This is a genomic window from Vreelandella sp. 21 (assembly GCF_050995515.1).
Classification (GTDB): domain Bacteria; phylum Pseudomonadota; class Gammaproteobacteria; order Pseudomonadales; family Halomonadaceae; genus Vreelandella; species Vreelandella alkaliphila.
This window is the reverse complement of sequence record NZ_CP194673.1, coordinates 3,170,278-3,180,641: the sequence shown is the minus strand read 5'-3', so window position 1 is coordinate 3,180,641 and position 10,364 is coordinate 3,170,278. Positions and strand designations below refer to the sequence as shown.

The 10,364-nt window shown below is 53.4% G+C and carries 4 protein-coding genes; all 4 read left to right on the top strand.

What is annotated here, in order from left to right:
- The first annotated feature begins 3 nt into the window (after positions 1-3).
- The 4 genes from ACN06F_RS14580 to ACN06F_RS14565 all read left to right on the top strand — a co-directional run bounded on the left by ACN06F_RS14580 (position 4) and on the right by ACN06F_RS14565 (position 10,216).
- Complete coding sequence (locus ACN06F_RS14580) at positions 4-831, top strand: OmpA family protein (protein ID WP_051626358.1); 828 nt, start codon at positions 4-6, stop codon at positions 829-831.
- Positions 832-1,265: 434 nt separating this feature from the next.
- Positions 1,266-1,787 (top strand): ESPR domain-containing protein, encoded by a 522-nt coding sequence (locus ACN06F_RS14575; RefSeq protein WP_433924160.1) that lies wholly within the window; start codon positions 1,266-1,268, stop codon positions 1,785-1,787.
- Between the two features lie 71 nt (positions 1,788-1,858).
- Positions 1,859-9,346 carry a hypothetical protein gene (locus ACN06F_RS14570; protein ID WP_433924159.1) on the top strand — a complete coding sequence of 2,496 codons (7,488 nt, stop codon included), beginning with the start codon at positions 1,859-1,861 and terminating at the stop codon, positions 9,344-9,346.
- A gap of 78 nt (positions 9,347-9,424) precedes the next feature.
- Entirely contained in the window at positions 9,425-10,216 is a 792-nt protein-coding gene (locus ACN06F_RS14565) for an OmpA family protein (RefSeq protein ID WP_433924158.1), read from the top strand.
- The last annotated feature ends 148 nt before the right edge of the window (positions 10,217-10,364 follow it).

Here is a 10,364-nt window from a genome sequence, read left to right as displayed (position 1 = left end):
GACGTGAACAATCTTAATAACAGTATGATGACCAAGGCGGCCCTCGGGGCCGCCAGTATCGCCGCCGTTCTCGTTCTTGCGGGCTGCGCTAGCCCACCTAATAACGACCGAACCGAGTTACGTGACGCCGGAGATGGCTTTCCAGCACTAGCGGGTAACTGGTATGACGGCGGCAAGTTTGTTGATCCTGAAAACATTTTACGTATTCAGGAAAGCCAGACGAAGGACCAAGTACGCCAGTTGATTGGAAATCCCCATTATTCGGAAGGGTTCTTTGGCGTTCGAGAGTGGAACTATGTGTTCAACTTGTACACGGGTAACGGCAATGAGTACATCACCTGCCAATACCAAGTGCATTATGACGATGAGATGGCGTTAGAGAGCACGCGTTGGCGGGATGCACAGTGTCCGGCGTTACTGGTGCCAATCGAAGTAGAAGAAATTGCCGCTGAACCGCGTGAAGAGAAACTAACGCTATCAGGCGATGTGTTATTTGATTTTGATAGTGATCAACTTTCGCTAGAAGGTCGGCGCGCCCTAGAAAGGGTGGTAGAAATGGTTCTTAATGCCTACTCGTCGCCGAATATTCGCATCATTGGTTACACAGATCGATTCGGAGATGAGCAATATAACCTGCGCTTATCTCAGTCGCGTGCGGAGGCGGTCGGTAGCTATCTAGTATCACAAGGGATAGAGCGCCGTGATTTAACATTGCTAGGAAGAGGGGAGTCTGATCCTATAGTTGATTGCCCAGGCCAAATGGCCACGCCCAGCGTGAAGGGGTGTTTACGGCCCAATCGCAGAGTGGAGGTAATAGTTGCTAATAGTTAGTTAACGGCTAAGCCTTTTAGCAATGCCGATCTTTTAGCCGAAGCTTTTAAAGCTTCGGTTTTTTTATGTGTTGCTTTAGTTGGTTTGCACTTTTTGAAAAATATATTATGGCTGATTTACATGGTTTAACTTTTTATACAGGTTTTAGTGAAGTTTTAAGATTAGTGCTGATTTTTTTATTAACAATCGTTTCATTGTGTTGAGGGTTTGTTATTTTGCTGTAAAAAATAAATAAACTCCTTATCTAAATGTTTGTTGGGTGCCTGTATTTTTTTAAGTAAACGTCATGCAGAGTAACTTCAATAACTATTGATTGTTGACCTATTGTTTTGGAAAACACTGCATGAAATCGATCATTTAGATACCCCGCCTGACAATGCCGTAATTTTTCACATAGGTGGTTCCCCCCGCTGATGTGAAAAGGGAGAAGCGCAATGAATAACGTATTTCGCCTTATCTGGAACCGCACTTTAGGTCGTCTGGTTGTGGCATCAGAAGCCGCTCGCTCTCAGCACAAAGCGGGGAATGGCAGTAAACAGGTAGGACAATCGCCAATACCGGTACGGAAAACGACAGAGTGCCAGTTATCCACACCACTGAAACCCAAAGCACTATTGCTCGCCTGTGCCTCGATGTTGTTACTGCCGTTGGGTATTTCAGACGCCGAGGCACGCAAATTTGCCTCAGATGGTGGTAGCTGCGTCTCAGGTGGCGGGGGAGTGGCAATTGGCAGGCTAATTACGACGAATACAAACGCTGATCCTGTCGATGGAAGTGGTACTTACTCGACGGTTGCTGGTTGTAATGCCAGTGGCAATAATCAGTCGGCAGCAACTGTCTATGGCACTTTTAGTCAGGTCACTGGAGCTGGTGGGGCAGCATTTGGTTTTAATGTTAGGGCTGCACGCTGGGCGACGGCAATAGGCTTAGAAAGTCGTGCTACCGGCGTGCATTAGGTTTTGGTAGTCAGGCGACGGCGCGTAACGCGGTAGCGATAGGTGGTGCCGGTGGGGATGGTACAACGCCATTGGCGGTAGCGGATTCCACCATCGCTTCTGGTATTAACTCTATTGCCATTGGGTCGAATAATGTGCGGGGCGCGCAGGCGTTAGGTTCTAATGCGATCGCGATAGGGGGGGAAGCCACTGCATCACAGCTTTCAAGCACGGCCCTTGGGAACAAAAGTCAGGCGACTGGTGCTACCTCCCTGGCGATTGGTGAGCGCTCAGAAGCGAAAGCAGAGTTTGCTAATGCATTAGGCGTTCAATCAAAAGCTGAGGGCCTTGCTTCGCTGGCGGTAGGTCCAGCGGCAAAAGCACTGGCAGAAAGTAGTGTGGCAATGGGACGGCGTTCAGAGGCCACTGAGTTGCAAAGTATCGCGGTAGGTTTGGACTCCAAGGCATCAGGGGTCGACTCTCTGGCAATAGGCACGGGTGCAATCGCTTCTGGTGACAAAACGATCAGTATTGGTTTTGCTAACGAAGTTTCAGGAACAGGTTCTGGCGCTATCGGTGATCCTAATATCATCACGGGCGCAGGCAGCTACGCACTGGGCAACGACAATACCATCGACGCCGACGAGGCAGGTGCTTTTGGTAACCGTAACATCCTTGCGGCTACCGCTGATGGCAGCCGCATTATCGGCAACGACAATAACATTGATGTCTCTGATGCCATGGTGGTGGGTAATAATGCGGATGTCACACAAGCGGGAGGAGTGGCACTAGGCTCTGGTTCGGTAGCAGATACCGGCGCAGGCATCCAGGGTTATAACCCGACCACCAGTGCTGCCGATGGGCTTAATACTGTAATTGCTGCCACCGAGAGTACCACTGGCGCAGTGGCTGTGGGTGACGCCGATAGTGGTGTATTCCGCCAAATTACGGGTGTGGCTGCGGGTAGCGAGGACTCTGATGCGGTTAACGTCGCGCAGTTAAAAGCCAGCGAAACTCACTACTTCAGCGTTAATGATGACAATAACCCGCAAGGAAATTACGCAAATGATGGTGCCACAGGAGCCAATGCTTTGGCAGCGGGTGTTAATGCTGAAGCTATTGGTGATGGAGACGTTGCCATTGGAGAAGGTGCGCGAGTTGATGGAAGTACTCTGGGAGGAAGCAGTGTAGCGGTTGGACAACTCGCAGAAGTCGATGGAGCGGCTGATGCAGCGGCTCTTGGGTCTGGAGCGAAAGTGTCAAGCGGTTCAGATGGTGGTACAGCGATTGGCTCTGAAGCTACAGTAGGCACTGATTCCCGAAATGCTATTTCTATCGGCAGATTGACCAGTGTTGGTAGCAACGCGTGGGATAGCGTTGCTTTAGGCAGTGCCGCTTCGGTAGGAGAAGGAGCCAGTGGTGCAGTATCTATCGGGATTCTTGCTTCCAATGCTGATGGCGCTTTCAACTCGATTGCATTGGGAAGTTCTGCGAATAACAGCGAATCTGGTTCAGTATCCATCGGTAGTGAGGCGTCTACTACGGCAGGCGGTGCAGTAGCGATTGGTGGGAGTGCTACAGCAACTGCTGCTAATGGTGTGGCTCTAGGCTCTGAATCGGAGGCTGATACCGCGGCGGGTATTGCCGGTTACGTTCCGTTTGGAGCTACTGCTGCGGATACCAGCGCAATCACTGGAACGGAGGCACAGCGTGCCGCCGTGGATGTTGGCAGCCGCCAGATCACCAGCGTGGCAGCCGGCACCGAGTTAGACGATGCGGTTAACGTCAGCCAGTTAATTGCCGCGCAATCTAAAGTTGAAGCGGGCACCAATACCGAGGTTATTGAGACCGAAAACTCCGACGGTGGCACTATCTACACCGTTAACGCCGACAGTGCCTCAGTCAGTGCCGGTTCCGGTGCCGTCGACGTCACTGCCGCTGCTCCCGACGCCAACAACGTCACCGACTACGCGGTGGATCTCAGTCAAGCCAGTAAAGACAGCCTGACGCTGGCGGACTCCGCGCTCCAAACCGTAGTCACCCAAATTGATGGCACTGCGGTTAAGACGATTGATCAGAATGACAACGTCGCCAACTTTGTCACTGGTGACAACATCGTGCTCAGTGATGAGGCGGGCGGTATCAAGATCGCCACCGCCGATGACGTGACCTTCACCAGCATCAACAGCGACAGCCTCGCGATTACCGGTGGCCCGACGCTGACCGGTGGCGGCATTGATATGAATGGCGGCACTATCAGTGATCTTGCTCCTGGGGTTAACCCGCAAGATGCGGTCAACCTCAGCCAGTTGGAAAACTCTGCTGCCGCTTCGAAAACTGAAGTGGCTGGTGGCACCAATGTGGCCAGTGTGGACAAGGCCACCGGCGTGAACGGCCAGGATATCTACACTGTGAATGCGAACGGCGCATCAGTCAGTGCCGGTTCCGGCGCGGTGGACGTCACTGCCGCGGCTCCCGACGCCAACAACGTCACCGACTACGCGGTGGATCTTAGCCAAGCTAGCAAAGACAGCCTGACACTTGCGGATTCGGCGCTGCAGGACGTAGTGACCCAGGTTGACGGTGTTGACGTCAAAACCCTGACGAAGGGCGATAACAACGCTAACTTTTTGACGGGCAAGAATATGGTGCTCAGCCCTGATGGTGCGGGCGGCATTGAAATTGCCACGCTGGACAACGTCACCTTTACCGACGTTCAGACCGATACTCTGACGGCAGGCCCCGTCAACATCGGTGCCACGGGTATCGATGCCGGTAACACTACGATCTCCGGTGTGGCGCCTGGGGTAGCGGGTACTGATGCGGTCAATCTTAATCAGCTAGACGATGCTGCCGCGGCCTCAAAGACCGAAGTCGCGGGTGGCACCAATATCGCCAGTGTGGATAAAGCCACCGGTATTAACGGCCAGGACATCTATACCGTGAATGCCGACGGCGCATCAGTCAGTGCCGGTTCCGGTGCGGTGGACGTCACCGCCGCTGCCCCGGATGCCAACAACGTCACCGACTACGCGGTGGATCTTAGCCAAGCTTCAAAAGACAGCCTGACGCTGGCGGATTCCGCCCTGCAAACCGTGGTCACCCAGATCGATGGGGTGGATGTTAAAACCCTCGACCAGAACGACAACACCGCCAACTTCGTCACCGGCGATAACATCGTGCTCAGTGATGAGGCGGGCGGCATCAAGATCGCCACCGCCGATGACGTGACCTTCACCAGCATCAACAGCGACAGCCTTGCGATTACCGGTGGCCCGACGCTGACCGGTGGCGGCATTGATATGAATGGCGGCACTATCAGTGATCTTGCTCCTGGGGTTAATCCGCAAGATGCGGTCAACCTCAGCCAGTTGGAAAACTCTGCTGCCGCTTCGAAAACGGAAGTGGTCGCGGGCACCAACGTGACAAGCGTGGACCAAGCTACCGGTGCGGATGGCCAAGCGATCTACACGGTTAACGCCGACAGTGCCTCAGTGAGCGCTGGTTCTGGTGCGGTGGACGTCACTGCCGCTGCTCCCGACGCCAGCAACGTCACCGACTACGCGGTGGATCTCAGTCAAGCCAGTAAAGACAGCCTGCTGCTGGCGGATTCCGCGCTACAAACCGTGGTCACCCAGATCGATGGTACTGCGGTTAAGACGATCGATCAGAACGACAATGTCGCCAACTTCGTGACCGGTGGCAACATCGTGCTCAGTGATGACGTGGGTGGCATCAAGATCGCCACCGCCGATGACGTGACCTTCACCAGTATCAACAGCGACAGCCTCGCCATCACCGGCGGCCCGACGCTCACTGGCGGCGGCATTGATATGAGCAACACCACCATTAGCAACCTCGCGGATGGGGTGAACGCCAACGACGCGGTTAACCTCAGCCAGTTGGAAAACTCTGCTGCCGCTTCGAAAACGGAAGTGGTCGCGGGCACCAACGTGACAAGCGTGGACCAAGCTACCGGTGCGGATGGCCAAGCGATCTACACGGTTAACGCCGACAGTGCCTCAGTGAGCGCTGGTTCTGGTGCGGTGGACGTCACTGCCGCTGCTCCCGACGCCAGCAACGTCACCGACTACGCGGTGGATCTCAGTCAAGCCAGTAAAGACAGCCTGCTGCTGGCGGATTCCGCGCTACAAACCGTGGTCACCCAGATCGATGGTACTGCGGTTAAGACGATCGATCAGAACGACAATGTCGCCAACTTCGTGACCGGTGGCAACATCGTGCTCAGTGATGACGTGGGTGGCATCAAGATCGCCACCGCCGATGACGTGACCTTCACCAGTATCAACAGCGACAGCCTCGCCATCACCGGCGGCCCGACGCTCACTGGCGGCGGCATTGATATGAGCAACACCACCATTAGCAACCTCGCGGATGGGGTGAACGCCAACGACGCGGTTAACCTCAGCCAGTTGGAAGGTGCCGCCGCGGCCTCAAAAACGGAAGTGGTCGCGGGCACCAACGTGACAAGCGTGGACCAAGCCACCGGTGCGGATGGCCAAGCGATCTACACCGTGAATGCCGACAGTGCCTCAGTGAGTGCCGGTTCCGGTGCGGTGGACGTCACCGCCGCTGTTCCCGACGCCAACAACGTCACCGACTACGCGGTGGATCTTAGCCAAGCTAGCAAAGACAGCCTGACACTGGCGGATTCGGCGCTCCAAACCGTAGTTACCCAGATCGACGGCACCGAGGTGAAAACCCTCGATGAGAACGACAACGTCGCCAACTTCGTCACCGGTGACAACATCGTGCTCAGTGACGAGGCTGGCGGCATCAAGATCGACACCGCCGATGACGTGACCTTCACCAGTATCAACAGCGACAGCCTCGCCATCACCGGTGGACCGACGCTGACCGGTGGCGGCATTGATATGAATGGCGGCACTATCAGTGATCTTGCTCCTGGGGTTAACCCGCAAGATGCGGTCAATCTCAGCCAGTTGGAAAACTCTGCTGCCGCTTCGAAAACTGAAGTGGCTGGTGGCACCAATGTGGCCAGTGTGGACAAGGCCACCGGCGTGAACGGCCAGGATATCTACACCGTTAACGCCGACAGTGCCTCAGTGAGTGCCGGTTCCGGCGCCGTCGACGTCACTGCCGCTGCTCCCGACGCCAACAATGTCACTGACTACGCGGTCGATCTTAGCCAAGCTTCAAAAGACAGCCTGACGCTGGCGGATTCTGCCTTACAGACCGTAGTCACCCAAATTGATGGCACTGCGGTTAAGACGATTGATCAGAATGACAACGTCGCCAACTTCGTGACTGGCGATAACATCGTGCTCAGTGATGAGGCGGGCGGTATCAAGATCGCCACCGCCGATGACGTGACCTTCACCAGCATCAACAGCGACAGCCTTGCGATTATCGGCGGCCCGACGCTCACTGGCGGCGGCATTGATATGAGTAACACCACCATTAGCAACCTCGCGGATGGGGTGAATGCTAACGATGCGGTTAACCTCAGTCAGTTGGAAAAGGTTAGCAGCTCAGCTAACGCAGGATGGAACGTCACCACCTCAAATGAAACAGGTACTGCTAGCAGCAATGTAGGGCCTAACGCGAACGTGGACTTTGTTAGCGGCGATGACAACGTGGTGATTTCCCATGTACGTAGCGAAGACGGTAGTACTTCAGTTGATTATCGTCTGGCCGATGATGTGCGTATCGGTAATAGCGTATCAGTGGGAGATACATCTATTAGTAACGATGGTTTGGTGATCGCAGGTGGCCCAAGTGTCACTACGCAAGGAATCGATGCTGGTAATAAGCAGATTACTAACGCGGCAAGCGGGGTTGGAGACACCCCACTAGATGAGCTAGAAGGCGATGCACTGGGTAATGTTATTAACGCCGGTGATTTGCAAAATGTTGCCAATAGCCTTGGCAGCAGTGTCGCTGCCGCCAAAACGGAAGTGGAAGCTGGTAACAACATGATGGTTGCTGATCGCATCGGTGATGATGGACAGATTATCTACACAGTGGCTACCGCAGATGAAGTTAGCTTTGATCAAGTTGATATAGGTAGTGTCAGCATCAATGCAGACACTGTGGATGATAGTGGGAACACCATTATTAGTGGAGTAGGCGAAGGCGGTATTAGTGAAGACAGCACTGATGCCATTAATGGTTCGCAACTCTGGGCGACTCAGGATCTGATTAAGAACCTGGAAGGTGGGGTCATCAACATCGCAGGCGACCTGAGTGACGAGTACATCACTAATAACGGTCGGGGTATTCGCTATGTGCGTACCAACGATGAGGGCCTCGATGTGAGCGATGCGTTTGCCGAAGCGCAAGGCTCCACAGCCCTTGGGTACGAAGCGCGTGCTACGGGTGATCGTGCGCTGGCCATGGGCTACGAAGCAATGGCATCACACCAAGGCAGTGTGGCGCTAGGTGAAGGTGCCCGCACCGAAGCGGCTATAAGAACTGCCTCGGTGGAGATTGGAGGCCAGACCTATCAGTTCGCAGGTGTAAATCCAGTGGCCACAGTTAGCGTCGGTAACGCCGGTTCCGAGCGAACCATTACCAATGTAGCGGCAGGACGGATCAGCGTAACCAGTACCGATGCCATCAATGGAAGCCAGCTATACGCATCCAACCAGTTTATGGATACGCTCGATGATCGCTTAACTATCGTGGAAGGTGGCTTGGGCGATCTTACTGAAACGGTGGCAGGTATACCCCAAGGGGGCGGAGAAGGCGCAGTCGAGTATGCTCGAAACGATGATGGTTCCATCAATAAAAATACTGTTGAGCTGGCAGGCGATGGTGGCTCCAAAATTACTAACGTAGCGCCAGGCGAGATTGCATCGGGCAGTTCGGATGCAGTTTCAGGAGATCAGCTTCATACGACACGTCAGGATGTCGCTGGCAACACCGCTAATATTGAAGGTAACCGTAACCAGATTGCGGGTAACACTGACAGCATAAGCAACATTAACACTACGCTAGACAAAGGCCTGAATGTCAGTGCCGACCAGGGTGAGCCGGTTAATCGTCAGCTAGGCGATACCGTTGCGGTGACTGGAGATAACAACATCACTACTCGTACTACAGGGGAGGGGGTTCAGGTCACGCTTAATCGAGAGCTAATTGTGAATAGCGTCACTACTGGTAACACCACAATCAATGACGATGGCGTAAGGATTCAAGATGGTCCTAGCATGACGCAAACAGGTTTTGATGCCAACGGCACCACTATTACCAATGTGGCGCCTGGTGTTAATGCTGGGGATGCCGTCAACGTAGGCCAAATGAATGAGTTGGGGCAGCGTTTTGCTAATGAAATCAACAGTGTTCATGGTCGCATTGATAAGGTTGAGCGCAACGCTAATGCAGGTATTGCCGCGGTTGCTGCCATGGGGCATGCCCCTTATGTGCCCGGTAAGCTTACTTACCACGTAGGGGGTGGCCACCACGGTGGTGAAAGTGCCGTCGGCATAAACTTCCGACGTACTGCGGATAATGGCCGCTGGAGCTTAAACGCAGGCATTGCTGGTTCACGGGCAGGCGCCACTATTGGTGTTGGTATTTCAGGGGTGATTGATTAATTCGCAAGCTTGGGGAGAGACTTCTCTCTCCCCAGTTTCTGTTACTAATAGGCTTGTATGACGGAATAGGGCGTGACCATGAAAAATCGATCCACGATATTAGCAATTGGCCTGGCGATCGGGCTAGCAGGCTGTGCATCAAACCCACCTCCAGCAGGAAAAGACGAGATCCATTTCCCCGACCTAGACAACACTTACTTGAAAACGGGTGATTTTGTCGAACCAGACAGCGTGCTGCGTATTTCCGAAGGCCAACACAAAGATCAGGTGCGGCTACTGCTTGGTCACCCTCACTTTAGCGAAGGGATTTTTGGCGTGCGCGAGTGGGACTACGCCTTTAATTTTTATACTGGTAACGGAAATGAGTACATTACTTGCCAGTATAAATTGCTATTTGACCGTGAGATGCGTGTAACCGACACCTACTGGCGCGATGCACAATGTCCAGCGCTGTTAGTGCCTATCCAGGTGGAGGAGCTTGCCACAGAGACACGTCAGGAAAAGGTAATACTATCCGGCGATGTGTTGTTCGGATTTGACAGCGACCAGTTAACCTTTGAAGGGAAGCGAGCGCTAGAACGAGTCGTCGATTCGTTTCATGGTACATCTTCTCCCGCTAGCATACTGATAGCAGGCTATGCCGACCGCTTTGGTGATGCGCAATATAACCTACGCTTATCCCAGGCTAGGGCTGAATCAGTAGGTACTTACTTGGTCAGCCAAGGCATTTCACGCTCTAGTATCAATACGGTAGGTAGAGGAGATGCAGATCCAGTTGTTGAGTGCTCAGGACAAGTGGCTACGGCAAGTGCAAAGGCGTGTTTGAAACCTAATCGAAGAGTAGAAATGACCCTGACATACAGGGAGTAAGCCAGCAAATTAATAACCAAAGGCAACGCCCACGGTGCTAGCACTTTAATAAGTTTAAGCACCGTGGGCTTTTTTTGCGTGGTAATAACGCTCAATTTTAGTAGTGGGGTGTTAAATGTTTAAAAGTATTTCTTTTAATTTTGGCTTG